Annotated in this window: 1 protein-coding gene; it reads right to left on the bottom strand. The window is 56.6% G+C overall.

What is annotated here, in order from left to right; translation table 11 throughout:
- Positions 1-412: hypothetical protein (locus tag H5125_RS21825; protein WP_182745517.1), on the bottom strand; the 412-nt coding region annotated here is incomplete at both ends.

Genomic DNA, 412 nt, shown 5'->3' with positions numbered 1-412 from the left:
AAGCCGTTGTCGAGCATGTCTTGAGTGACAGGGCCGTTAAATAGGGTGTTGCCGTTGCCGTCAGTGACAATCAAGGTGTCGCCAACTTGGGTGCCAGTCGCGAGAGTCACGGTGGCGGTCACAGTACCGTCGCTGCCGATCTCATCGCTGTTGAACACGCCGTCAGTGCCCATGCCGCTGAACTCAACGGTTGGAGCAGGTGCGGCAACATTGTCCACAGGCTGGTTGTCGGTGGCGGTTGCTGATGGGTTACCGGCGATATCAATCACTTGCGCGGTCACATCAACATCGGTTGCGCCTGCAGTCACAGGGACTTCAACGTCAAAGCCGTTGTCGAGCATGTCTTGAGTGACAGGGCCGTTAAATAGGGTGTTGCCGTTGCCGTCAGTGACAATCAAGGTGTCGCCAACTT

The organism is Shewanella sp. SR44-4, from assembly GCF_014163715.1.
Classification (GTDB): domain Bacteria; phylum Pseudomonadota; class Gammaproteobacteria; order Enterobacterales; family Shewanellaceae; genus Shewanella.
Note: the sequence above shows the minus strand (reverse complement) of the source record. Positions and strands in the feature narration are given on the sequence as shown.